This is a genomic window from Salinicola lusitanus (assembly GCF_003206045.1).
GTDB lineage: Bacteria > Pseudomonadota > Gammaproteobacteria > Pseudomonadales > Halomonadaceae > Salinicola > Salinicola lusitanus.
In genome coordinates this window covers 445,502-465,588 of sequence record NZ_PZJM01000004.1, presented here as the reverse complement: position 1 = coordinate 465,588, position 20,087 = coordinate 445,502, and the positions used below count along the sequence as shown (strand labels likewise).

Below are 20,087 nucleotides of genomic sequence, written 5' to 3'. Positions count from 1 at the left end.
GGACGCCGTAGGTCATGTCGCACCCTGGGCAAGCAGTCGTCGCCCGTACTCCGCCAGGCATACGGCATCGGCAATGCCGTCGTGCGGGGCGCGCAGGCGCCCAGGCGATAGTTCGAGGCCCGGATAGGCCCGGCGGACGAAATTGATTGCCGCGCTTTTGTCCTTGGCGGTACCGGACAGGACCGCCTTCTTCCACGCCTGCGGCGTTACGAGGCGGTAGGGCAGACCCAGCGCGTCACAGATGCCAATCACCAGCCCATATCCCATGCCGAATTTGAAGGTGCTCGCCACGCCCTGGGCCGGCATCGAGTGGACCTTCTCGATAATCACCAGCGATGGCCATTGGGCACGCAGGAGCGTGGCCACGGCATGGCCGTCGATCTCCTTGCCAGCCAGCGGCATCGGCTGCCCGAACGCATCGCCGCTTGGCGAGATGCTGGCCACGCCGCCTTTCTGGCCTGGGTCTATTCCTAAGATCATTGCGAACCCTCGCGTTTGCTCAAAACGAACGTCCTCGCTTCGATCAGCGCGGTGTGAATATCGCCCAGCGGGAACTCGCGCAGGCCATAGTCGATGATCTGCAGCAGCCAATCCGGCTGGTGGCGCTGCAGCTCGGGGTCGCGATGGATGTCGCCGTGGCACTCCCTGCAGCATGGAATGCAATAGCTGTCTGGCGCCTTCATGCCCATTCCGGAAAGCCCCCAGCCGAGGCCTATCACGTGGTGGGCGTCGGTGGCGTCGCACAGGCAGACGCAGCAGGGCATAGATCGCACCCAGCGCAGGTATGCTGGCGACCGGAACCGCGTGTCTGGCTTACACGGCTTTGGGCTGGCCTCGCGGCGGCGCGGCGACTGTCGGTGCATCGGCTTACGGGTGGCGAGCGGCGTTTTCCGTTTCAATTCGGATCTGCGCATCTACGCCGCCTCCTTGAATTCGCTGTAGGCCTTGAGCGCTGGCTCGCTCCAGGCCACCCCGAGCTCCGCACCGGTGGCGTAAAGGAACTCCATGAATGCTGCCGCCTCGGCCTTGCGGAACTTGGTCGTGGTGGGGCGAACGTAGACGGCCTCCTGGCTCTTCCAGTCCCACACCTTTTGCCCAGGGTTCGCCAGCGGGGTGCCTTGCTCCTCAAGCTCTAGCGCGAACTGATTGACCAGCACGGCTTTGACGCCATCGACCGAATAGCCCCGGAAGCACTGGCGATGAATGTCGGCGATCATGGCGTGGTACTTGGCCTCTTGGATTCGCGACTTGCCGGGGCGACGGATGGCGATCTCAATCGTGCCGCCCTCAAGCCCACGCCCGGCCATGTTCGTGATCATCGCCATGGCGCCGTGCAGATCGCGGATAGTTGCGATGGTGTAGACGTGCTGCTTGCTCATGCCGCCGCACCTCCGTCACCCAGCCAGTAGACTTGGCCATCGCTCTCGATCGGGTAGCCGTTCCGGCGCAGACCATCGACGGCCTGTTCGACGCCCTCGGCACTGAAACCGTGGTAACCCTTCTTCGCGAGGATCTCGCTGATGTCTTCCGCGCTGGACGGGCCGTTGCCGAGCACACCCAGGGTTAGCTGCATCAGGTCGACGCGGTTGTGCTGTGGGAATGTCAGGATGGTCATGCGCTCTTCCTCCCCAGTAGGTTGCGCAGCGCGGAGACGCCTTGTTCGGCGGTCATGCTGCGGCCGAACTCCTTTGCCGCTTCGGCAGCCATCTGCTCTCGCCCATTGCGCTCGGCCAGCTCCGCCGGTGTCAGTTGCCCGTCATGTGCAATCAGCGTGCGCGGCTCAACCTCACCGCCGGCCATCACGCGGTTGACGATCGCCAGGTATTCCTTGCTGAAGCGAGACCGGATGACGTTGATGGCGCGCTCTCCCGTGGCGTTGGCCAAGTCGAACCAGCCAGCAGCGGCACCAGCAACGCGGACGGCCGGATGTGACCATTCATGCTGCCCCGGCTGCTGGGCATGCTGGATCGCTTCGATGAACGCGACGTCGGACTCAGGCATTCCAAAATCCTCCGGTCTCGGCTGCAGGCTCTTGACGAGGCTCGCCACGCTCGGGGGCCACTCGCCGCCCTGGGCCTTGATGCGCTCGACCGCCATGTCCGCGGCCTGATTGGTCGGAAGTACCGACCACTTCGCCATCGATGTAGCAACCTCGCGCTTCGCCAAAGTCAGCATGTTTTCCGTGCTGAACGCCGTCCGCCATGTCCTGGGGAAGATCGCCTCGAGCCGGGTGAAGATCCGGTTCACCAGCGCCTCCAACTGGCTCTTCTTCATCGAAGAGGCCGTCGATCCACCCTGAGTCGTTCGGGTCTGCGAGTCGCTGCGCGATGCGATCCCGCTCGTTGCGCTGCTGGTCAAATCCTTGGCGGTTTGCATTGCGAGCCTCCTTGTAGGCGCGAACCTTCTTCTCGAGCGCGTCCCATTTTTCGCGCAGCTTGGCCGGGCACATGACGTTCGAGCTCCAGAAGCTATCGTCAGCGACCCAATTGATCAGGTAGCGAATCTGCTCGACGGTGCGCTGGTCTTTCGTGCGCAGCAGGCGAATATCGTTGGCCCAGACGTTCATGTTCGGACGCTTGGGGTTGGTCAGGTCTTCGGTAGTGCGGGCGAACATCAGCTCGGCCAGTTCGTGGTCGACCTCTTCGCCCCATTTTTTCGGGGATGACTTTTTCGACGATTTCTTAGAATCTTTAGATTCTAAGTTGTCTGTACTGTCTGTATTTGTGTCCCCAACTTGGGGACGTTTTTCGTCCCCATTTTGGGGTCGGCGTCCCCAAGTTGGCTCTTGATTCCGTTTTGGGGACACCCGGCCTTTTTGGGCTTCAAAGTTCCACTCCGAGACACGGGTATTAATACCAATCGGCACCTGAGATCCACCTTCACGGCGAAGGACTTTCTTCGCCAGCAGAGCGTTCACTGATTCGCTGCAACGCTTGGGTGTCAGGCCGGTCATCTTCGCCAGTACGCTTTGAGAGAGGCGCGCAGAAGGGCGATCCCATCCAAAGGTGGCTCGTTCTACTGCTCGAACGATGCGGGCCTCTCTGCTCGTCAGGGGTGCCTTGCAAAGCGCCTCGACGATAGCGTTGGCAGTACGGACATATCCGTCTTCCAACTGCGCCCCCTTGCTCTCAAGTTCGGGTATTGGCCGAGCCTCAAAGCGATCGTGGTCTGAAATTCGGGCCAGATTGCTCACTGGATCCACCTCCCAGGGCCTTCTGAGTGCAAACAGGATTCGAAGGAAAGCGGGCTATGCGGGAAGATGCTTCCAGGGTTTCGTGCTTCAATTGCTAGATCGCTGTCGTAGCTCGACAAGAACTCACCGTCTCCTTCGATAGCCCGCATGATCAGGTTCAATGGGCATCGGAAGAATTCGCGCACTTGATTGACTCGATACTGCCCAAGAGAGCAATGAACTCGCGACTCATGCTCAGAGGGGCGGGCGAACTCTGCATAAAACACGACCTCGTAGTCTTCAGGCACGCCAGTCGCGCGAGAAAGTTCTTGCGCTCTCTGGTTCGGAGAGCGCGTTGTCATGCCTACCTTGTAAACCCCGGGCATCGAGGGGCTGTAGAGCACGTAGACAAATCCATATTCGCTAGCCATAATATCCCCACTGGTTGTAAGAAAGCCCCGGGGTTGGTTGGTCGCCTCCCGGGGCTTTTTCGTTATTGACTGACCGCTTTCAGGTCGGGCTTCTTCCGCATCACGTTCTGCTCGATCAGAGCGCGCATGCTCATCAGTGCCGCCACGGCATCGTCGATATCCGTCAACGCCTGCTCGCCGTACTTACGATCTCGCTCGTCAAGCACGCCGTCCTGCAGCATCTCGCTCACAATGCCCATGACATCGCCGGTCTCTCGGCCTACCGATCCCAGCGCAGCGAATGCGCAGGCAGGGGCATCGCCAACGGCTGGGCGGCGGACGCCCATGAATCCGTGGCGGCGGGCAAGGGCGATTCGGGTCTCCTCGTCACCCAATTCTTCAAGCGCTGTCGCCCATGGCTCCTCAAGCCACGCAGGGAACTCGACGGCGCCGGTAGCCCAGCGCTGAACGCGCTTGTTCCAGCTCATGACCGCGTGGTCGTACTGCTCGTCGATGGTCGTGAACGAGTCGAGACATGGCAGGTCAGCCGTCTTCGCCGGGCAGGTGGCATGGGCTATGGCGTTCAGCGTGCGAGCAAACTTCTCGACGCTTACGCCGCGCTGTTCGCGAAGTTGGCCCAGGGCATCACGCAACAAGGCGTCACGGCTGGGGTGTCTCAGGTCAGACATGGGCATGGTGTAGACCTTTGGGTAATCTGGATTCGTGGTTAGGCGGCGGGCTGCAGGTCGGCATACAGATCCGGGCGCAGCATTCGCCGGGAAACCTCGCCATCCGTAGCAACCTCGATGCTCTTGGCCATGGCTGCGCCAGGTGTGCGTCCACAGGCCAAGACTTGCCGCAGGTAGGCAGTAGTGGTTTCGGCCTTGGCCGCCACTACGTCGCGCTTTTCGGGCGACATGGATTGCCAGTACTGCTTAAGGGAGTCGTTCATTGATTCAGGCATCGTTAGGTACCTCCGAGGTACATTGTCATCCACTCCAAATGTACCGTCAAGGTTCTGTACCTAATAAGTACAAGTGGGCTCAAATAGAGCTCATGAAAGAGATCTCAGAAATTCGCCTTGAGAACGCCAGAACGTTAGCTGATCAAGTTGGCGGAACTGGTAGTTTTGCCTCGCGCATCGACCGTGAGCCGACCCAGGCATCGCGGTTCATGGGCAGAAACCCGACCAAGAACATCGGGGACCGGCTGGCCAGGCACATTGAGGAATGCTTCGATAAGCCGAAAGGCTGGCTAGACACCGATCATTCCGGCCGCGGCGACTCGAACGTTGCTCATCACCCTGCGCAGTTTGAGTCGAATGTTGCGCCCGCGCCGCGCATGGATGGGTATGTGCCGGTCATCTCTTGGGTACAGGCGGGGGCGTGGACTGAAGTCTGTAACGTCGAGGCTGTCAGTGACGAGATGGTGCCGCGGCCGCCGGGGTGCTCCGACCGGACTTTCGCGCTGCGCGTTAAAGGGCAGTCGATGGCCCCGCGCTACGAGCCCAACCTGATAATCTACGTCGACCCCGAGGTGGTTCCTTTCGATGGCGATGACGTTGTGGCAGTGCTGACCGAGTCGAACGAGGCGACGTTCAAGCAGTACGTCGAGGAGCCGGGCGGCGGCAAGATGCTCAAGGCCCGCAACCCGAGCTGGCCGGAGCAGTGGGTCAAGATCAACGGCAACTGCCAGATCATCGGCGTGGTGGTCGCCACCATGTGGATGCGGACGCCAAAGGCGGGATGATCGTCGGCCACGTCGTGTGGCGCGGCGGGGCGGTGTAGGGGAGAAATTGATCAAGCATGGTCGAATCTAACAAACGCGAACTACAGGATTCGTCACAGGTCGATGTGACGGGCGGCGAGCTGGGTAAATTTTTTCTCAGCCACGTTCTCAATGTCCGCTGCCCAATATGCGGTTACGACGACCCTCCTGTTATGGCGGCTGACTCAGCAGATGGCGCGGCTCACCTTTCCAGCATGCCAACGCTAGCGCCTGCGGATCTGCGCGGAACGTCCAAGGCGTTCTTCTCTGCGAGCTGCCCAAGGTGTTCATATATATGGATGTTCCAGGGTGACATGGTGATACGTTGGGTTGAAAAGCTTCGCAAAGAGGCCAACAATGAGTAATGTATTGCAGTTTTCGGGCCGTGGCACAGCTGGTAATGGATCTTCATCGGCAGGCAGCGGCTCCAGCACCGGAGGCGAACCGCCCATGAGTGACATCGAGCGACGTGTTGGTAACCTTGAGAGCGATGTAAGCGAAATCAAAGTAACGCTGGCTCGCATCGAGAGTCGCTTCGACGTGATAGATGCGAAGCTCGACACGTTCGTCACTTGGAAGTCCGCTTTCATAGGACTGACTGTCATCACGCTTGGTCTTCTCGGAGTCATTGGTACTGTGGTGGGTGCCGCGTGGTGGATGGTTCAGCAGTATTTGGCTCCCATCCTTCAGGCCACAGGCAACGCATAGCCAGAGCCAATCATCACTAAGCCCGCCACCCGGTGGGTTTTTCTTTGTCAAGCCCCCTGATCCCTCCTACCGATCCGCCCTGGGTGGGTTTTTTCGAGGTGAATCGATAGCCCATTCAGGGACTTAGTCATCTTCGGTTTAAAATGTACCAAAAAAGTTCTTCTTTACGGTTGACGATGTACCTAAAAGGTACTTTAATAGGTTCCAAGAGGTACGGAGATGTACCTAGATATGGACGCAACGGACAGCGACCAGCAGCACCGGCCCGGACGGCCCCGCTCTTTAAAAACCAGGTAGCCCCAACAGCACGTAGCGTGGAGAGCGCGAGGGCCGAGGGGAGTACGCCGACCGGGGCTGTCGAAATACCGGTAGCTTGCCCATTCGATGAGTGGGCATTCGGAAGGGTGAATGCGCAGGCTGATGCGCAGCGGAGGAAACGAAGCGGTGTGCACGCCGTGGATACCGTGAGCTGGGGAGGTCACAGCCAGCTATGCCGGAAGAGTTCAGTACCGGCCACCCTTCACGAATGACAGCTGCAGCGAGGAGAACGCGGTGGAAGCAAAACCAGGTAGTCCCAACTGGCATTGGGATCGTCTCGGCTATTCGATTGAGAGAAAGCCCAGGCGTTCAGTAAACGGGAACATCCGAATAATACGCGATCCAGAAGGCCGAGTCGTTCTTCATGGAGGCACCTACGAGGACAAGATGTCCTACATCTCCAGTCTCGGCAATGAGCAAGAAGAGTCCGCTGCGTAGTGCGGCTAAGTGCCTGCCGCTGGGCCGGAATACAGCGGCACCCGAAACGGCTATCGCCTAGAGAGCCGTCTCGGGTGATGGGTCATCCGTCACATGCGCAGCCCTCGGGCTGATGGCACGTATAGTTCCGGCTGATGCAGCTATTGCCGCAGGCTTTACCCTTGCGGCAGACCTTGCAGCATCCCTGGGCCAGCAATTGGCCGTCTTCTGCGGTCAGCGCTGAAAACTTAGGGGTCACCGCCGGGCACTCCCCCTCGAACGCAACCTCTTGGGTGAATGTCCGCGCTTCCTGAGTCTCGACGGCGGGGGCGGCGGCATAAGCCGTCACCGCCATGACCATGCTGGTGAGCATGGCGAGCAATAGTTTCTTCATGTTTGTTCCCCTGCGTAGTGATGTTGTAACGCCTCTCCGGGCGTTTTCTAACTTCCCATCTCATTACTGTGGTGCCAATAAAACGTTGGTCTGTCACCGCGTCAATCCCCTGCGTGCCGCGATCCAGCGGCTCCCTTGCCCGGCATCCGTCGGGCTTTTTTATTCCAGAGGTCCAGCTATGACCAGAACCGCAGACATTGCCCGGCGTCGGCTGGGCCTATCAGATCGCGCCCCAGAGTCTCGGCTCACGCGATTCAAGCGCCGCCTGCAGCGCAAACGTTTTGGTGAACAGCCACTACTCGAAATTTGGAGGGTGTCATGAGCACAGTCGAACGAGACCTGACGGACTACGAGCGCCGCGTGGACGACCGAGCGCGGTATGACCTTGCGTTAGGCCGGCAGACAGATGACCTGATCGACATGCTGCGCAGCGGCGACGGATTCATGAACTGCAACCGCGGCGAGGCGGCTAGCCGGATGCGAGACGCTGAGGAGCTGATCTACGCCGTTGTCGACCTCGGTCTGCTCGAGGTTGGCAACGACTTCGAGCGGGAAGAGCAAGAGCGCCTCGTCGGCCGACTCAAGCGGCTGGCGTACGACGAGATTGTTGAGATGTGCCGGGAGCATGCCAGGCGTGTCATTGAACGCGGCGGGGAGGAAGCAGCGTGACGCATACCAACGAGCGAGGCGCCGACCACATGGCGCTGTGGGAGCGCGTGAAGACGACGCCCGAGTCGGCGACTAAAGAAGCGACTGTCGGCGGGCAGAAGATCACGTCGATCGACACCATCCACATGATCCAGATGGCCACGAAGGAATTCGGGCCAATGGGGATCGGCTGGGGCTACAGCATCGACGAAGAGAGGTTCGACCAGGGCGCCCCCGTCACCGACACGCAGGGCGCGGTAATCGGCCATGAGCTGACGCACACGATCCGCATGAAGCTCTGGTACAAGCTCAGCGGCGAGCGCGGCGAGGTCGAGCAGTATGGCCACACCCGCGCCGTCTACCGCACCAACAAGGGCACGTGGATGACTGACGGCGAAGCGCCGAAGAAATCCACGTCAGACGCCATGAAGAAGTGCCTATCGCTGCTCGGCTTTTCTGCCGACATCTTCAGCGGCCTCTACGACGACCAGGGTTACGTCGCCGCTAGGCGCACCGAAGAGCGACTGGCGAAGTCCGACAACCTCGACGCCGAGCTTGATCGTCTCCGCCAGGAGTTCAAGGGCTGGCTCGAGAGTCAGCGAAAGATGCTCCAGCACCAGTTGCCGCACCCCCGCAGCATCCAGCTCGCCGGCGACAAGGCGCTCAACCAGTTATCCGACCGGGCCAGTATTGCGCGGCTGGACGATGCGACCACCAGCGTTGCCCGCAAGCAGCTTCAGGACGCTATGCAACAGGGCATCGAGCGCGTGACAAGCGCCAAGCAGGCAGAAAGGCAGGCGCAGACAGAACAGCAACCACAGGAGAGCAACCATGGCTGATACCGCCGAAAAAATGGAACAGCAGGAGCCCTATGGCAACGAGTTGATCGAGCTGACGCGCGTGGACAAGGCACTTGCCGAGCTGCGTGCCAAGCATGGCAACGTGCCGGATTACACGACCGCCGAGGGCTACAAAGCCGGCAAGGCCTCGATCAAGGAGCTGACCGGCTACCGCACTGGTACCGACAAGGCGCGGCTGGCGATCACGAAGCCGCACCGCGAATTCATCGAGCGTGTGAATAGCTACGGTAAATCGCTCATCGCTGAGATCGAGAAGCTCGAGCAGCCGCACCGCGACGCGAAGCAGACTGTCGACGAAGCCGAGCAGCGCAAGAAGGAAGAGCGCATTGCTCGGCTACGCGCTCGAATCGCGCGAGAGATCACCAGCTATCTCGACACCGCCCAAGGGCTGGACTCTTCCGCCCTGGCAGAGCTTTACGACCAGGCGCAGGGTATCGACACCGGCGACTATTTCGACGTGACTCAGGAGGCGGAAGACGAGCGAGCCCGGGTCATCGACGCGATCAGCGCCATGCATGATGCCGCGGTGCAGCGCGAGCAGCTCGCCGCCGAGCAGGCTGCCGTCGACGCCGAACGTCGCCGGCTGCGCGAGGCGGAAGCACGCCAAGAGGCAGAACGCGCCGAGCTGGAAGAGCTGCGCCGCTTCAAGGCCGAGCGGGAAGCACAGGCCTCGCGCAAGGAGCCTGACTCTACGCCCGAGCCGACTCCAACTGCACCCTGGCCTCAAGAACCCGCCATCGGTCAGGACGAACGGACAGGGGCCGAAACATCCTGGGCTGACGAAGAGGAATGGGCTGCCACGGCGGCGAGTGGCAGCCAGTCGAACTGGGAAGCCGCTCGCGCAGATCTCATCGATGCCGGGCTCGATTGGCAGTCGGCCGAAACTGCGGTTCAGGCGATCTTCGACGGCACTGTCCGCCATGTCGCTTTCGACTCGGGAGAGTGACATGGCCAAGCCCCGCGAGAACTACCGCCCGTGGACGCGGGCGGAGTACGACCTGGTTGAGGTCGCGATCATGCGTGACAACCGGCAGTACGCCAGCATCGCCGCCGAGCTGGGAAGAAGCGTGAAGAGCGTCCGAGGCGCCGCACAGCGAATTGGCGTCTCGTCGTGCCGCCGACATTGGCGATCGCCAGACTGGTCAAAGCTGGATCGCAAGATCGTCGACATGCTCGAGTGCGAGTTGATGACGCCACGCCAGATAGCCGAAAAGCTCACCGCGCTTGGACACCCCGTCCACAAGTCGGTGATCTACCGCCGCATCGCGGCCATGCCCCACAACATCCGCGAGCGCGCCCGCCGCAACGGCACGCGCATGCGAGTCGCCGTCGGTGAGCGCGTGCAGCGCCGCCGCAAGCTCGCCGCCGCCTGATTCATCGACGCCCAGCGGGCGGTGGCGTGTAACACCCGCAGCATCTGACACACCAACACTAGGCCCGTGGGGGATCGTGGCGTAGTGAACGGGGCAAACAAAAGGTGTAGTGTGGAACTGGGTCAGTCCGGCGAAATGTAACATGCCCGCAACGACGAAATACCGCCCGTATAAGCGGGTGTCAACTACGTTCGCATAGCGAGACGAAGGCGCAGCTTAATTTTTGAAATGAAATGACGAATATGAGATAGAGCTGTCGCTGGCTCTACTTCTAGACTTCCGCAAAAGATGCTCTTCTCGGAGCTAAGACTTGCTGTAGAAAACTTTGGCGTAACAAAATAGCGTTTTTTAACAGACCTGCTTGACAAATCCTTGCAGCTTATATTGAGGCGATAACGCCTGGGTTGTATGTTGTGAACTCGAATTTCATCACCAAGCATTTTCTGAAAATCACTCAACGCCACCAACAATATCTCGGCAGGTACATTGATATGTCTTTGCTCTTGCGAAGCAGAGTGATTCTGCGGAGTCAACTCATCCACGTACTCTCTCCCTGTTCGAGACAGGAAAACTGATCTATTACCACCCAAGCCTTCCAAGCTTAAAAAAGTACTTCCAGCTTCAATTGTATAACCGGCTCCGCTACTTAAGTGTTGCGCCGCTTCTTTTAGTTGAAACCCAGGACTTTCCCACTCTATCTTAATCGACGTTGCTGCCCCGACCCCCAAGTTACTAAGCCCCATACTCAAATGGAGCATTTGCCCTTCTTCGAAATCTGGCTCACGATCGACAAATGGCATTACCCCAATGTATGGGTGAAACTTCTTGGAGTAAAACAATGTAAAGCTTTGCTTGACTGGCAACAGCAGAGGCATAACAGACTGTTTTGCCTGATCATTGGCTATGCGGAGAGATATAAAAATAGCCAGCAGCGTTATAAGAGACAAAACCGCTGAAACGGCCTGAATCATGTCTGAAATCGTCCAATCAAAACCTAATAATCTCATCCGCTCGCTTCCTAAAAAACAAACCTGACCAGAAAAGCCAGATTATCATCATACCTCGCGAGAAGGTATTGTACCAAGCAACACTATAAAGCAGTGATGGGTCTTTTTGGCCCTCATAGTCAAGCAAACTTCAGGTGAGGTTAGGAATCAGCATCCTCAACTGAGCCGTATCCCTATCGTTAGTATTAAATAGGACGGATGTCATGGACGCATCAGTCATGCGCTAACACGGCGGCAAGTGGATGATGGTGCGCTGGATCATGTCGCAGTTCCCGCCGGCACCCGAGTTCGAGGTCTACGGCGGGTCGCCGGGGTGCTGCTGCAAATGCCGGCGTCAAAGCACGAGGTTTATAATGACATCGACGAGGACGTGGGGAACGTTTTCAGCGTGCTGCGAGATTCCTGGCACGCGCAGCAGCTCGCTAAGGCCTGCCGGCTGACACCCTATGCCTGGGCCAAGTTCGAGCTGGCCTATCAGCCCACTGCGGAGCCAGCGGAACGCCCCGCCGCACGCTATTCAGAGCCTCCGCCGGGTTCGGGTCGGCATCGGCGGCTGCAGGTTCAAACGGATTTCGAACCTACACCGGCGAGGATGGGCCCAAGGGTTGAATCGCTGGCACTTGGATCGACTTTCCCCGAGTCATCGCCAACTACATCGACAGACTGTAGGGGTAGTGATCGAGAACCGTCCGGCGCTAAACGTGATGCGACACCATGACCGGCACCGTGCGCTGCATTACGTCGACCCGCCAGAAGGGCCATCGGATGGTCTACCGACACGAGATGGGTGAGACCGCCCACAAGGAGCTGCTCGCCACCCTTCAGATGCTCGGCGGTTTCGTGATGCTGTCCGGCTACGACAGCGAGATCTACCGCGACATACTCACCGGCTGGTCGCTGGTTCAAAAAGAGGTGTCAGCTTCTGGCCAGCGTGGCAACGTTAGTCGAACCGAATGCCTCTGGCTCTCGCCGCGTGTTGTGAGAGCGCAGCGACAGCGCAACATGTTTGCAAGCGCTTAACCGCCGTCTTTAACTATCACCCTCGAAGAGCTTTTCGATATCACGAGTTTGGCCTTCTGCCTTGATGTATTGCTGGTAAATCTCGTAGACATCTTCAACTTGATCACATGCCAGTTGGGTGGGCTGCCGCTCGGGATCGTCAAGCAATTTAGTGAACTCGTCGGTCGTGTCCACATAGCCATCTCTATCTTCGTAGGCCCGCATTAGCGCCTTTATGTCCTGCCTGACTTCATATTCGTCTGGAGAATTTTCCATGTAGGCGACTATCAGGTCGGAGCTTTCGTTTATTTGCTTATCCATATTCGCTCGATTGCATTCCATCCCGGCTGCAAAAACCGATGAGCTCGACGCCGTTAAGGCAAAGACAGCTATTACCAATTTTTTTCCCATGCCCTTCATCACAGTCCTCCTAGTTCCATATCCGCATATTACGGACCCGCAACATAAACCGCCAATGAGATGGCGACATCTTCAACGATCGGAGTTTTGCCATGTTCCCCAAAGCTTTTTACCTCTACCTCGTCAGCGGCCAGGATACCCCCGACACCGTCGCTTTCGATGAGACACTCGCCGAATTCCGGTTCCGCTCTGTGTCGCCACGAGAAGCCCGCCGAGTCGGCTGGGCACCGCCGGCCGGCAAACGGAGCGAAGCGCTTTCCCATGAGATCCAGCGGCACATCCTTATCACGATGCTCAAGCAGGAGCGCCTACTGCCCGCGGCGGTGATCAATGAGGAGGTCGCCGAGCGAGCGGAAGCCCGTGAAGCCGCCGAGGGCCAGCCCTTGTCCCGCCGCGAGCGCCAGTTGCTCAAAGAGCAGGTGCTGGAAGAGCTGCTACCCCAGGCCTTCACCCGCACCAAGCGTATCGACGTCTGGTGGAACACCGCAAACCGCATCATCGGTATCAATGCCGGCAGCCGGCAAGCGGCAGAAGAAGCCCTGGATCTGCTGCGTCAGTCGCTGGGCTCGCTGAAAGTGACGCCGTTGGCAACCAAGACGCCGCCCTCGCGCGGCATGACGCAATGGCTGAGTGATCCGGGCAGCCGGCCGGTCAGTCTGCTACTGGGCGATCAGGTGGAGCTGCGCGCCGCGGAGGACGACGGCGTACTGCGAGCCAAGTCGGTCGATCTCGACAGCGAGGAAATGCAGTCGCTGCTCGAGAACGGTCGCCTGGCGGCAAAGATGGGCATCGGCATCGAGGGGCTGGCCCGGTTCCAGCTTCACGACGATCTGAGCATCAAAGGACTGCAGTTCGACGACGCGCTGCTGGATGAAGCCAGCCAGGCGGATGACGGCGACGATCCCGCCATCCGGCTCGAAACGGACTTCGCGCTGTGGAGTGACGCAATGTCGAAGATGGTCGCCATGCTGATCGAGTGGCTGGGTGGCGAGGCCGAGCCGCACGCATCGACGGAGATGACGCCATGAAAGAACGACCGATTCTATTCAGCGGCGATATGGTCCGAGCCTTGCTCGAGGGGAGGAAGACGCAGACGCGGCGGGCGGTGAAGATAAACGCCGCCGGCCGCGTGCAACGCGCGGGAAAACAATGGCACATCGAAGACCCGAACGCTGCGATGGCGTGCCCCTACGGCCAGCCCGGCGACCGGCTCTACGTCAAAGAATCACACTGGGCATGGGGGCGCTGGGAAACCCAATTCGACGCGAAGAAAGGGCGTGACGCTTGGCACTTCATCGATATGACGCTGGAATGCGGCAAGAGCTACCAGTTCAAGCAGCCCGTACCGATCGGCACTCGGTTCGGAGTATCGCCAGCTTGGCACAAACGCCCCTCACTGTTCATGCCTCGACATGCATCGCGCATCTTGCTCGATGTCAGCACCGTCCGCGTCGAACGGCTGCAGGAGATCAGCAAAGTTGATGCTTGTCGCGAGGGTCTATTCGCAGAGCGCTATGACTGGCGAGTGTCTGAATTCTATCTCGACGACATGGCATACCGCTCCGCCCCTGACGCTCAAGTCAGATACTCAGACCCTCGCCACGCATTCAAGGAGCTTTGGGAATCCATCAACGGCACCGGCAGTTGGGCTGCCAACCCCTGGGCCTGGGTCGTCGAGTTCCGCGTAGCCGAGCCGAGCGAGGTGACCGCATGACCACCACGACCACCTACACCAACCAATTCGCGCCGGCCATCGCCGGCGTTTGCGTGTTGGAAGACAGCTCGGCGGCCCTGTTCCGTAAATCGAGAGGTGAACTGTTCGATGGCTGCATGCGCCACGCCGGGCTGTATCAGAAGGCGAATCGGTCGATAGAAGGAGGAATGCACAAGGCAATCGCTGCTGACTATGCCGCGGCCCAGATAGCCGTTGGAGAAGTCGACCGAATCCTGAATAGCTTGGGAGGCAATTCATGACCATCACCGCCTCGCCGCTCTGCTGGCCGCCGGGCAAGCCTCGAACGCTACCGAGCGACCGCAAGCCCGGCCGCTTTGGAAAGCGTAATTCGAACGGCTGGGGCCTCAAGGAGCTGACACTGGCCGAGGGCCGAACCCGCGTGCTTTCTGCCCTGGATCGATACACCCGGGCAGGCCATCCCTACCGGGTGCCGCCGGACACTATCATTATCAGCTCAGACTTGGCGCTTCGGAATGACGGATTGCCGCGCTCTGGCCAGCGTGAGCCGAAAGACCCGGGCGCCGCGGTCTATTTTGAACTGGACGGCCAGCAGCAGTGCATCCCTTGCGACGTCTATACCAGGATCGCCGACAACCTGGCGGCCATCGCAGACGTGATCGAGTCGCTGCGCACCATCGAGCGACACGACGCTGGCCTGATGCGCGCGGCGTTTACCGGGTTCGCGCAGTTGGCAAGCCCGGAGGCGATGGGGCGACCGCACTGGCGCACGGTTCTCGACACCGACAGCCAGCACCTGACAAAAGTGCAGGCAGCGTATCGCCGAAAGCTGCGCGAGACCCACCCGGATCGCGGCGGAAGTGCCGACGCTTTCCACGCAGTGCAAGAGGCGTGGCGCCAGGCGGAGGCAGAGCTGGGGAGGGAGCAATGAAGATCGGTAAATACGACCGGCCAGTCGGCCGGAAGCACCATGAGCAAAACCCGAACAGCCTGCGGGCTATTGCTCACCGACACGGCATGGCGCTGGGCACGCTCAAGAGCCGTGTTCACCTACTCCAAAAAGCCGGCCATAGCCGCGACGACGCGATACGCATCGCTACCGAGAAGCCGATTGGGCCGCGCGGGCGACCGCGGAAGGAGTGAGGCTTATCCCGCATGGGCTCGTCGGTACAGATCCCACTCCTCGACCTGGGTGCCATCCGGCAGCGTGCACATGCCGATTGCGCCGTCTGCCGTCTGCTGAATCTCAAGCGATCCGCCCTGTTTTTCACAGTAGGCCGACGCAGGGTTTGGCATTCCTGCCTTGGGCTCTTCCTGTTGTGCGGAGCATGCGCCAAGCGCGATTGGGAGTAGCAAGAGATACGGGATTCGCATGGGAAGCGGGCCTTACAAGCTTGGATCAGTAGAGAGTAAACACGACCCACCTTTGAATATTCAACCTGCCGGCGCTTGCCGGTTTTTTTGTGCCTGGAGGATTAAATGGAGCAATGGCTCGCAAGCGCTACCCAGGCGGCAAAGCTGCTCGGCTGTGATCGAAGCACAGTGAGCCGGCGAATGGATGACGGATCAATTCCCTGGGTATGGCTGGGATCGCGCCGGATGGTTCATCTGGGACAGCTACGGGAGCAGATTGACGCCGATGCACCGGAATCACAACATACCGGTGCGCCCGGCGTGTCAGAAGGGAGAAGGATGACATGCCATACAAACGACCGGGATCGCCTTACTGGTGGGTCAGCATCACCCCTCCAGCAGGGGGGAAACCGATTAGACGTTCTACTCGGACGGTAGATAAGCGCGAGGCCGACGCCCTGGAAGGGCAGTGGCGTGCGCAGCTCTTTAGACAATCTGCATGGGGAGAAGAACCGGAGCATCCGTTTGAGGAGGTCGCGGCAGAGTTTCTGCTGGCCTCGGCCAACAAGCGGTCGCTTCCGGACATCAAGCTGCGAGTCGGGAAGCTCTATGACCATTTCGGGGGCTTCTCAATGAATGGTCTCTGCGGCAAGGACGTTCGCGGCTTCATCGACTGGCGGCGCGGCCACGGTGTGACTGACTCGACGATCAACCGCGAGCTGTCGATTCTCGCCGCTATGATCAATCACGCGATTGTCCATCTGGAATGGAAGCTGCCCAATCCAGTACGGGGGCGGATGCTTCGGGAGCCAGAAGGGCGCGTTCGCTGGATCACGCGCGCCGAGGCGGCAAGGTTGATGCAGAAGGCGGTAGAGATGAGGGAGGGAGATCGCTTGCGCGACTTCATCGAACTCTCACTGAACACCGGATGCCGGAAGAACGAGCTGCTCAAGCTGGAGTGGCGCCGGGTCGACTTCAATCACAATCTGATCACACTGGAATCAGAGGACAACAAGTCGGCGAAACGACGAACCGTGCCGCTTAACGACGTCGCCGTGAGGTGCCTGAAGCGGAGAGCTTCGTGGATCGCCAGGCACTGCCCGGGTACGCCATGGGTATTCAGTAAGCGAGATGGCAGCCGGTACATGAATCCCCGAAACATCTTCCAGGCCGCATGCCGGGCGGTGCCGATCAGAGATTTCCGGATTCATGATCTACGACACACCGCGGCATCATGGATGGTATCGGAGGGCGTGCCGTTGGCAGATGTGAAGGACGTACTGGGGCACTCAACGATTACGATGACCGAGAAGTACGCTCACCTTGCGCCGCATCGAGCCAGGGACGCAGTCGCCAAACTCCAATCACAATCCAGTCACACCGAAAGACCGGTGCATGCTATCGAGTCTCTGATTGGGAGGAAGAAGAGGGCGATTTGACACGGTCAGAAACGAAAAAGCCCCGCAGCGATGAGGCTGTCGGGGCTTTCGAATGTAAGGTGGCGGAGGGACAGGGATTCGAACCCTGGGTAGGCTATTAACCTACGCCGGTTTTCAAGACCGGTGCATTCAACCGCTCTGCCATCCCTCCGGCTTACGGCGGGGAATACTACCAGCTTATTGGGGCGCGTCAATAGGTTCTTTAGCTTTCAAGGAGTTATTTCGCTTTGCGGTGAGCGTATAACGCTTGTCAGGGGAACTTTGCAAGGGCATTCTGGTCTACGGGTGAGTTTCAACAGAACTGAGGGGACGACAAATGGATTATCGAACGTCGCACGACATCACCGATCGCCGATCGAGTGCGGTCAGCACCAACAAGGTGTTGCGCAACACCTACATGTTGCTGGCCATGACACTGCTATTCTCCGCCGTGACCGCCGGCGTCGCCATGGCGATGGGCGTCACGCAGCTCAACATCTTCGTGTTCTTCATCGGTGCCTATGGCCTGATGTTCCTGGTCCACAAGACCGCCAACTCCGGTGCCGGCATCGCGGCGATCTTCGCCTTCACCGGTTTCATGGGTTTCACGCTGGGGCCGATCATCGACCTCTACCTGTCGATTCCCAACGGCGCGCAGCTGGTGATGACGGCGCTGGGCATGACCGCGGCCACCTTCCTGGGGCTGTCGGCCGTGGCGCTGATCACGCGCAAGGACTTCAGCTTCCTGGGTAACTTCATGATGGCGGGCGCCATCGTGCTGGTACTGGCCATGGTCGCTGCGCTGATCTTCAACATCCCGGGCCTGGCGCTGGCAGTCTCCGCCGGTTTCGTGCTGTTCTCGTCGGCGGCGATTCTGTACCAGACCAGCGAGATCGTGAATCGCGCCGGGGAGACCAACTATATCCTGGCAACCGTCACGCTCTACGTCTCGATCTACAATCTATTCATCAGTCTGCTGTCGATCCTGGGTGTCATGTCTCGCGACTGATCTCCTTGGCGTGGTATCGACGCAAACGAGGCCCCACTACGGTGGGGCCTCGCCGTTTGATACCATGAGCATGCCAGACTTCTCCCGGCAGCTTGCACGGAATCATCGGTCGTCATGCTCAATTACGCATTACTGCTACATGCCGCGCCTTACAGTCATCAGGCGGCGTTGTCGGCGTTACGCTTCGCCGATACCGTCGTGGCGAACGGTCACCGAATGAAAACGGTCTTTTTCTATCACGATGGCGTCCATAACGCTTCGGCCCTGATGGCGCCACCGCAGGACGAGGTCCACCTGGCCGATGGCTGGAAACGGCTTCACCGCGAGCATGGCACGGAACTGCTGGTCTGCGTGGCAGCCGGATTGCGCCGCGGGCTGCTGGACGTCGGCGAAGCCAGCCGCCATGGTGCGATGTCGCATAGCCTCGAAGCGCCCTTCGAGTTGACGGGGGTCGGCCAACTGGTCGATGCCATGCTGACCAGTGATCGAATGATCACCTTCGCGCCATGATCGACGTTTCTGGCTCCCGCCCCGTGCCGCAGGATCTGCTGGTGGTGCTGCGCCACCCACCCCACGGCACCCAATGGCTGCGCGAAGGTCTGGATGTGGCGCTGGTTGCGGCGGCGTTCGGCCAGCGCGTCGGTCTGCTGTTCCAGGGAGATGGCATCTACGCGCTGTTGAAGGGGCAACAGGCCGGCGCCCTGGGCCAGAAGGGCACCCATCCGCAGCTCGCCATGCTGGAGATGTACGACATCGATACGCTGTGGGTCAGCGCCAGGGGGCTGCGCGAGCGCGGTCTCTCGACGGACGACCTGATGTTGCCGGTGGTACCCTTGGAAGCCAGCGCCATGGTGGAACTCCTTCAGTGCCACCCCCATACCCTGATTTTCTAGGCTCGGAACGACGCTCATGATGCTGCATCTGCTCAACCGCTCCCCTCGATCGACCGCCACCTACCAGGATTTGAGCGAAGCTTTCGGCGCGGACGACCACCTGCTGCTGATCGAGGATGCCTGCTACGCGGCGCAGCCTTCGGCCGGCGCTGCGCTCGAACCCTTTGGCGGGCGGGTATCCGTGCTCCAGGAGGATCTGGTTGCCCGAGGGCTGGCCGAGCGGGTCGATCCTTCCGTCGAAATCGTCGACATGAACGGCTTCCTGGCGCTGACGGAGACCCACGAACGCTGCGTGAGCTGGTTCTGATGGCGACCAGGACGGCAAGAACCTTGATGGTGGAGGGGCATCCCGTCGCTCTCGATCCCGAGGGCTACCTGGTCTCGCTCGACGACTGGTCGGAACGCGTCGCCGAAGCGTTGGCCGCGGACGAGGGACGCGAGCTGACGCCCGCCCATTGGGAGATCATCGGAGTGCTGCGTGATTTCTACCAGCGCTTCGAGGCGGCGCCAGCCATGCGCCCGCTGGTCAAGGCGGTGAAACAGGCCCTGGGTGAAGAGAAGGGCAACTCGATCTATCTGATGCGGCTGTTCCCCGACAGCCCGGCCAAGGTCGGTGCCCGCCTGGCCGGGCTGCCCAAGCCGACCAACTGCCTCTAGGATCACCAACGATTCCCGCCATGAACTTTCTTGCCCACGCCTGGCTCTCACGTCAAGGCAGCGACGACTTCCTCTATGGCAACCTGGTTGCCGACGGGATCAAGGGCGCGCATCTGGCGTCATGGCCGCCGGCCGTGGCCGCGGGCATCCGTCACCATCGCCAGGTGGATGCCGCCATCGATCGTCATGCGGAGGTACTGCACCTGCTGCGAATGGCGCCGCAGGCCCAGCGGCGTTTTGCCGGAATTGCGCTGGACCTGGTCTGGGACCACTTCCTGGCCAGCCGTCACCCGGACGCCAGGCTGGTCGAGCGCTGCTATCGGGTGCTCGGAGCACGGCCGGCGCCCTCGCGGCTCGAGGGCCTGGTGCCGGCGATGATCGATGGCAACTGGCTGCAGCGCTACGCCGACTTCGACTTCACTTGCCGTGCCATCGCCGGCATCGGCCAGCGGCTGCGCGGTCCCAATCAACTCGCCGCGTTGACGCCCTGGTTGCGCGACGAGTACGCCAGTCTCGAGGCCGCTTTCGTCGCGCTCTGGCCCGACATGCAGCAGCGCTTCCGCGATTAACC

General features: G+C 60.1%; 31 protein-coding genes, 1 tRNA gene and 1 pseudogene. 19 read left to right on the top strand and 14 right to left on the bottom strand.

Features of this window, described 5'->3' with window-relative positions:
- Positions 1-12 precede the first annotated feature (12 nt).
- The 9 genes and pseudogenes from DOM45_RS09425 to DOM45_RS09385 form a co-directional block, all read right to left on the bottom strand.
- On the bottom strand, positions 13-480 hold the full coding sequence (locus DOM45_RS09425; RefSeq protein WP_205909426.1) for a RuvC family protein: 468 nt from the start codon (positions 478-480) through the stop codon (positions 13-15).
- Entirely contained in the window at positions 477-914 is a 438-nt protein-coding gene (locus DOM45_RS09420; RefSeq protein ID WP_110599795.1) for a DUF968 domain-containing protein, read from the bottom strand. Before DOM45_RS09420 ends, DOM45_RS09425 begins: the two co-directional genes overlap by 4 nt.
- A complete protein-coding gene (locus tag DOM45_RS09415; RefSeq protein WP_110599793.1) occupies positions 915-1,379 on the bottom strand; it encodes a hypothetical protein in 465 nt (154 codons plus the stop codon).
- The gene (locus DOM45_RS09410) at positions 1,376-1,615 is read right to left on the bottom strand and encodes a helix-turn-helix domain-containing protein (protein WP_110599791.1); all 240 of its coding nucleotides are present in this window, start codon (positions 1,613-1,615) and stop codon (positions 1,376-1,378) included. Before DOM45_RS09410 ends, DOM45_RS09415 begins: the two co-directional genes overlap by 4 nt.
- Positions 1,612-2,274 (bottom strand): replication protein P, encoded by a 663-nt coding sequence (locus tag DOM45_RS20305; RefSeq protein WP_240612346.1) that lies wholly within the window; start codon positions 2,272-2,274, stop codon positions 1,612-1,614. The genes DOM45_RS09410 and DOM45_RS20305 overlap by 4 nt, the downstream gene beginning before the upstream one ends.
- 568 nt (positions 2,275-2,842) lie before the next feature.
- Positions 2,843-3,193: pseudogene (locus DOM45_RS20300) on the bottom strand (replication protein); the annotation flags it as partial.
- Entirely contained in the window at positions 3,190-3,603 is a 414-nt protein-coding gene (locus DOM45_RS20490; protein WP_110599785.1) for a GIY-YIG nuclease family protein, read from the bottom strand. The pseudogene DOM45_RS20300 and the gene DOM45_RS20490, both read right to left, overlap by 4 nt.
- Before the next feature lie 62 nt (positions 3,604-3,665).
- The gene (locus DOM45_RS09390; RefSeq protein WP_162302611.1) at positions 3,666-4,277 is read right to left on the bottom strand and encodes a phage regulatory CII family protein; all 612 of its coding nucleotides are present in this window, start codon (positions 4,275-4,277) and stop codon (positions 3,666-3,668) included.
- 32 nt (positions 4,278-4,309) lie between these two features.
- Positions 4,310-4,534, bottom strand: coding sequence for a helix-turn-helix domain-containing protein (locus DOM45_RS09385; RefSeq protein WP_157958200.1), 225 nt, complete (start codon positions 4,532-4,534; stop codon positions 4,310-4,312).
- A 104-nt stretch (positions 4,535-4,638) separates the two neighbouring features.
- Between DOM45_RS09385 and DOM45_RS20295 the strand changes: the two genes are divergently transcribed.
- Both DOM45_RS20295 and DOM45_RS09375 read left to right on the top strand, forming a co-directional pair.
- On the top strand, positions 4,639-5,331 hold the full coding sequence (locus DOM45_RS20295; RefSeq protein WP_110599779.1) for a LexA family protein: 693 nt from the start codon (positions 4,639-4,641) through the stop codon (positions 5,329-5,331).
- 468 nt (positions 5,332-5,799) lie between these two features.
- Positions 5,800-6,057 (top strand): hypothetical protein, encoded by a 258-nt coding sequence (locus tag DOM45_RS09375; protein WP_110599777.1) that lies wholly within the window; start codon positions 5,800-5,802, stop codon positions 6,055-6,057.
- Between the two features lie 838 nt (positions 6,058-6,895).
- On the opposite strand, the gene DOM45_RS09370 is transcribed toward DOM45_RS09375, so the two are convergent.
- The gene (locus DOM45_RS09370) at positions 6,896-7,186 is read right to left on the bottom strand and encodes a hypothetical protein (RefSeq protein ID WP_110599775.1); all 291 of its coding nucleotides are present in this window, start codon (positions 7,184-7,186) and stop codon (positions 6,896-6,898) included.
- A 318-nt stretch (positions 7,187-7,504) separates the two neighbouring features.
- Here DOM45_RS09370 and DOM45_RS09365 point away from each other — a divergent pair, with 318 nt between their 5' ends.
- Genes DOM45_RS09365 through DOM45_RS09350 form a run of 4 tightly spaced genes read left to right on the top strand, consistent with a single transcriptional unit; the run spans position 7,505 to position 10,067 of the window.
- A complete protein-coding gene (locus DOM45_RS09365) occupies positions 7,505-7,855 on the top strand; it encodes a hypothetical protein (protein WP_110599773.1) in 351 nt (116 codons plus the stop codon).
- Positions 7,852-8,673, top strand: coding sequence for a Rad52/Rad22 family DNA repair protein (locus tag DOM45_RS09360; RefSeq protein WP_110599771.1), 822 nt, complete (start codon positions 7,852-7,854; stop codon positions 8,671-8,673). Before DOM45_RS09365 ends, DOM45_RS09360 begins: the two co-directional genes overlap by 4 nt.
- On the top strand, positions 8,666-9,640 hold the full coding sequence (locus tag DOM45_RS09355; protein ID WP_110599769.1) for a hypothetical protein: 975 nt from the start codon (positions 8,666-8,668) through the stop codon (positions 9,638-9,640). The genes DOM45_RS09360 and DOM45_RS09355 overlap by 8 nt, the downstream gene beginning before the upstream one ends.
- 1 nt (position 9,641) lies before the next feature.
- Positions 9,642-10,067 (top strand): hypothetical protein, encoded by a 426-nt coding sequence (locus DOM45_RS09350; RefSeq protein WP_110599767.1) that lies wholly within the window; start codon positions 9,642-9,644, stop codon positions 10,065-10,067.
- A 185-nt stretch (positions 10,068-10,252) separates the two neighbouring features.
- Here the strand turns inward: DOM45_RS09350 and DOM45_RS20000 are convergent, their stop codons facing one another.
- Positions 10,253-11,074, bottom strand: a complete 822-nt coding sequence (locus DOM45_RS20000; protein ID WP_157958381.1) for a hypothetical protein — start codon at positions 11,072-11,074, stop codon at positions 10,253-10,255.
- Between the two features lie 714 nt (positions 11,075-11,788).
- Here DOM45_RS20000 and DOM45_RS09345 point away from each other — a divergent pair.
- Positions 11,789-12,094 carry a hypothetical protein gene (locus DOM45_RS09345; RefSeq protein WP_110599765.1) on the top strand — a complete coding sequence of 102 codons (306 nt, stop codon included), beginning with the start codon at positions 11,789-11,791 and terminating at the stop codon, positions 12,092-12,094.
- A 9-nt stretch (positions 12,095-12,103) separates the two neighbouring features.
- Here DOM45_RS09345 and DOM45_RS09340 read toward each other — a convergent pair whose 3' ends face one another.
- Entirely contained in the window at positions 12,104-12,493 is a 390-nt protein-coding gene (locus tag DOM45_RS09340; RefSeq protein WP_110599763.1) for a hypothetical protein, read from the bottom strand.
- A gap of 92 nt (positions 12,494-12,585) precedes the next feature.
- On the opposite strand from DOM45_RS09340, the gene DOM45_RS09335 reads away from it, so the two are divergent.
- From DOM45_RS09335 to DOM45_RS09315, 5 genes are read left to right on the top strand one after another with little or no spacing between them, the layout of a single operon-like run.
- Positions 12,586-13,521, top strand: coding sequence for a recombination-associated protein RdgC (locus DOM45_RS09335; protein WP_110599761.1), 936 nt, complete (start codon positions 12,586-12,588; stop codon positions 13,519-13,521).
- A complete protein-coding gene (locus DOM45_RS09330) occupies positions 13,518-14,207 on the top strand; it encodes a hypothetical protein (RefSeq protein ID WP_110599759.1) in 690 nt (229 codons plus the stop codon). Before DOM45_RS09335 ends, DOM45_RS09330 begins: the two co-directional genes overlap by 4 nt.
- Positions 14,204-14,467 (top strand): hypothetical protein, encoded by a 264-nt coding sequence (locus DOM45_RS09325; RefSeq protein WP_110599757.1) that lies wholly within the window; start codon positions 14,204-14,206, stop codon positions 14,465-14,467. The genes DOM45_RS09330 and DOM45_RS09325 overlap by 4 nt, the downstream gene beginning before the upstream one ends.
- Entirely contained in the window at positions 14,464-15,117 is a 654-nt protein-coding gene (locus DOM45_RS09320) for a J domain-containing protein (protein WP_110599755.1), read from the top strand. The genes DOM45_RS09325 and DOM45_RS09320 overlap by 4 nt, the downstream gene beginning before the upstream one ends.
- Entirely contained in the window at positions 15,114-15,329 is a 216-nt protein-coding gene (locus DOM45_RS09315) for a hypothetical protein (protein ID WP_110599753.1), read from the top strand. Before DOM45_RS09320 ends, DOM45_RS09315 begins: the two co-directional genes overlap by 4 nt.
- A gap of 3 nt (positions 15,330-15,332) precedes the next feature.
- Here the strand turns inward: DOM45_RS09315 and DOM45_RS20485 are convergent, their stop codons facing one another.
- Positions 15,333-15,482, bottom strand: a complete 150-nt coding sequence (locus DOM45_RS20485) for a putative hemolysin (RefSeq protein ID WP_205909425.1) — start codon at positions 15,480-15,482, stop codon at positions 15,333-15,335.
- Between the two features lie 401 nt (positions 15,483-15,883).
- Here DOM45_RS20485 and DOM45_RS09305 point away from each other — a divergent pair, with 401 nt between their 5' ends.
- Entirely contained in the window at positions 15,884-16,978 is a 1,095-nt protein-coding gene (locus tag DOM45_RS09305; RefSeq protein WP_110599749.1) for a tyrosine-type recombinase/integrase, read from the top strand.
- Between the two features lie 60 nt (positions 16,979-17,038).
- On the opposite strand, the gene DOM45_RS09300 is transcribed toward DOM45_RS09305, so the two are convergent.
- Positions 17,039-17,129, bottom strand: a tRNA-Ser gene (locus tag DOM45_RS09300).
- A gap of 165 nt (positions 17,130-17,294) precedes the next feature.
- On the opposite strand from DOM45_RS09300, the gene DOM45_RS09295 reads away from it, so the two are divergent.
- The 6 genes from DOM45_RS09295 to DOM45_RS09270 all read left to right on the top strand — a co-directional run bounded on the left by DOM45_RS09295 (position 17,295) and on the right by DOM45_RS09270 (position 20,085).
- Complete coding sequence (locus tag DOM45_RS09295) at positions 17,295-17,966, top strand: Bax inhibitor-1/YccA family protein (RefSeq protein WP_110599747.1); 672 nt, start codon at positions 17,295-17,297, stop codon at positions 17,964-17,966.
- A gap of 114 nt (positions 17,967-18,080) precedes the next feature.
- Complete coding sequence (tusD, locus tag DOM45_RS09290; RefSeq protein ID WP_110599745.1) at positions 18,081-18,476, top strand: sulfurtransferase complex subunit TusD; 396 nt, start codon at positions 18,081-18,083, stop codon at positions 18,474-18,476.
- Positions 18,473-18,859: a sulfurtransferase complex subunit TusC gene (gene tusC / locus DOM45_RS09285; protein ID WP_110599743.1), complete on the top strand. Its 387-nt coding sequence runs from the start codon at positions 18,473-18,475 to the stop codon at positions 18,857-18,859. Before tusD ends, tusC begins: the two co-directional genes overlap by 4 nt.
- 16 nt (positions 18,860-18,875) lie before the next feature.
- Entirely contained in the window at positions 18,876-19,166 is a 291-nt protein-coding gene (gene tusB / locus DOM45_RS09280; RefSeq protein ID WP_110599741.1) for a sulfurtransferase complex subunit TusB, read from the top strand.
- Positions 19,166-19,516, top strand: coding sequence for a TusE/DsrC/DsvC family sulfur relay protein (locus DOM45_RS09275; RefSeq protein ID WP_110599739.1), 351 nt, complete (start codon positions 19,166-19,168; stop codon positions 19,514-19,516). The genes tusB and DOM45_RS09275 overlap by 1 nt, the downstream gene beginning before the upstream one ends.
- 20 nt (positions 19,517-19,536) lie before the next feature.
- Positions 19,537-20,085: an acyl carrier protein phosphodiesterase gene (locus DOM45_RS09270; RefSeq protein WP_110599736.1), complete on the top strand. Its 549-nt coding sequence runs from the start codon at positions 19,537-19,539 to the stop codon at positions 20,083-20,085.
- The last annotated feature ends 2 nt before the right edge of the window (positions 20,086-20,087 follow it).

Excerpts from the sequence above, each read along its gene's own strand:
- DOM45_RS09270 (WP_110599736.1), top strand. The coding sequence starts at position 19,537 with ATGAACTTTCTTGCCCACGCCTGGCTCTCACGTCAAGGCAGCGACGAC.
- DOM45_RS09410 (WP_110599791.1), bottom strand. The coding sequence starts at position 1,615 with ATGACCATCCTGACATTCCCACAGCACAACCGCGTCGACCTGATGCAG.
- DOM45_RS09350 (WP_110599767.1), top strand. The coding sequence starts at position 9,642 with ATGGCCAAGCCCCGCGAGAACTACCGCCCGTGGACGCGGGCGGAGTAC.
- DOM45_RS09355 (WP_110599769.1), top strand. The coding sequence starts at position 8,666 with ATGGCTGATACCGCCGAAAAAATGGAACAGCAGGAGCCCTATGGCAAC.
- DOM45_RS09330 (WP_110599759.1), top strand. The coding sequence starts at position 13,518 with ATGAAAGAACGACCGATTCTATTCAGCGGCGATATGGTCCGAGCCTTG.
- DOM45_RS09340 (WP_110599763.1), bottom strand. The coding sequence starts at position 12,493 with ATGAAGGGCATGGGAAAAAAATTGGTAATAGCTGTCTTTGCCTTAACG.
- DOM45_RS20485 (WP_205909425.1), bottom strand. The coding sequence starts at position 15,482 with ATGCCAAACCCTGCGTCGGCCTACTGTGAAAAACAGGGCGGATCGCTT.
- DOM45_RS09315 (WP_110599753.1), top strand. The coding sequence starts at position 15,114 with ATGAAGATCGGTAAATACGACCGGCCAGTCGGCCGGAAGCACCATGAG.
- DOM45_RS09390 (WP_162302611.1), bottom strand. The coding sequence starts at position 4,277 with ATGCCCATGTCTGACCTGAGACACCCCAGCCGTGACGCCTTGTTGCGT.
- DOM45_RS09335 (WP_110599761.1), top strand. The coding sequence starts at position 12,586 with ATGTTCCCCAAAGCTTTTTACCTCTACCTCGTCAGCGGCCAGGATACC.
- DOM45_RS20490 (WP_110599785.1), bottom strand. The coding sequence starts at position 3,603 with ATGGCTAGCGAATATGGATTTGTCTACGTGCTCTACAGCCCCTCGATG.
- DOM45_RS09365 (WP_110599773.1), top strand. The coding sequence starts at position 7,505 with ATGAGCACAGTCGAACGAGACCTGACGGACTACGAGCGCCGCGTGGAC.
- DOM45_RS09375 (WP_110599777.1), top strand. The coding sequence starts at position 5,800 with ATGAGTGACATCGAGCGACGTGTTGGTAACCTTGAGAGCGATGTAAGC.
- DOM45_RS20295 (WP_110599779.1), top strand. The coding sequence starts at position 4,639 with ATGAAAGAGATCTCAGAAATTCGCCTTGAGAACGCCAGAACGTTAGCT.
- DOM45_RS09415 (WP_110599793.1), bottom strand. The coding sequence starts at position 1,379 with ATGAGCAAGCAGCACGTCTACACCATCGCAACTATCCGCGATCTGCAC.
- DOM45_RS09425 (WP_205909426.1), bottom strand. The coding sequence starts at position 480 with ATGATCTTAGGAATAGACCCAGGCCAGAAAGGCGGCGTGGCCAGCATC.
- DOM45_RS09320 (WP_110599755.1), top strand. The coding sequence starts at position 14,464 with ATGACCATCACCGCCTCGCCGCTCTGCTGGCCGCCGGGCAAGCCTCGA.
- DOM45_RS09420 (WP_110599795.1), bottom strand. The coding sequence starts at position 914 with ATGCGCAGATCCGAATTGAAACGGAAAACGCCGCTCGCCACCCGTAAG.
- DOM45_RS09370 (WP_110599775.1), bottom strand. The coding sequence starts at position 7,186 with ATGAAGAAACTATTGCTCGCCATGCTCACCAGCATGGTCATGGCGGTG.
- tusC (WP_110599743.1), top strand. The coding sequence starts at position 18,473 with ATGATCGACGTTTCTGGCTCCCGCCCCGTGCCGCAGGATCTGCTGGTG.
- DOM45_RS20305 (WP_240612346.1), bottom strand. The coding sequence starts at position 2,274 with ATGAAGAAGAGCCAGTTGGAGGCGCTGGTGAACCGGATCTTCACCCGG.
- DOM45_RS09345 (WP_110599765.1), top strand. The coding sequence starts at position 11,789 with ATGACCGGCACCGTGCGCTGCATTACGTCGACCCGCCAGAAGGGCCAT.
- DOM45_RS09325 (WP_110599757.1), top strand. The coding sequence starts at position 14,204 with ATGACCACCACGACCACCTACACCAACCAATTCGCGCCGGCCATCGCC.
- DOM45_RS09275 (WP_110599739.1), top strand. The coding sequence starts at position 19,166 with ATGGCGACCAGGACGGCAAGAACCTTGATGGTGGAGGGGCATCCCGTC.
- DOM45_RS20000 (WP_157958381.1), bottom strand. The coding sequence starts at position 11,074 with ATGAGATTATTAGGTTTTGATTGGACGATTTCAGACATGATTCAGGCC.
- DOM45_RS09305 (WP_110599749.1), top strand. The coding sequence starts at position 15,884 with ATGCCATACAAACGACCGGGATCGCCTTACTGGTGGGTCAGCATCACC.
- tusB (WP_110599741.1), top strand. The coding sequence starts at position 18,876 with ATGATGCTGCATCTGCTCAACCGCTCCCCTCGATCGACCGCCACCTAC.
- DOM45_RS09295 (WP_110599747.1), top strand. The coding sequence starts at position 17,295 with ATGGATTATCGAACGTCGCACGACATCACCGATCGCCGATCGAGTGCG.
- tusD (WP_110599745.1), top strand. The coding sequence starts at position 18,081 with ATGCTCAATTACGCATTACTGCTACATGCCGCGCCTTACAGTCATCAG.
- DOM45_RS09385 (WP_157958200.1), bottom strand. The coding sequence starts at position 4,534 with ATGAACGACTCCCTTAAGCAGTACTGGCAATCCATGTCGCCCGAAAAG.